We start from the raw sequence: 340 nt of genomic DNA, 5'->3' as shown, positions 1-340 counted from the left end.
TCGTCCTCATCAATTTCGAGTCGACGATCCTCGGCGAACAAGGTGGTTGGCCGATCAAAGGTAGGTACTTCGGCTATTCCAGGGCCGAAGTTCTGGATGCATTGCAGGACATCGGCTTCAACGCGCTCGCCTTGGCGAACAACCACGCATTCGATCTCGGTGTTTCTGGCGTCCTCGCGACGCTGGAGGAGGTCGAAGCGCGCGGCTTCCTGCATGCTGGGGTCGGCATCGACAAGACCCATGCCGCGAAACTCGGCCATCGCCATCTAGGCGCCCGCCAGGTCTCTCTTCTTGCGATAGACGCAGGCCCAGGCCCGGCCAACATGTATGCCGAGAACAG

General features: G+C 60.3%; 1 protein-coding gene. It reads left to right on the top strand.

Annotated features, from left to right (window positions below; genetic code table 11):
• Positions 1–340 (top strand): CapA family protein (locus tag EN869_RS33845; protein ID WP_135916136.1); only part of this gene is annotated, 340 nt, incomplete at both ends.

It is taken from the genome of Mesorhizobium sp. M2D.F.Ca.ET.226.01.1.1 (genome assembly GCF_004022705.2).
Taxonomy (GTDB): domain Bacteria; phylum Pseudomonadota; class Alphaproteobacteria; order Rhizobiales; family Rhizobiaceae; genus Mesorhizobium.
The sequence above is the reverse complement of the archived record's forward strand: the minus strand, read 5'-3'. Positions and strand labels throughout refer to the sequence as shown.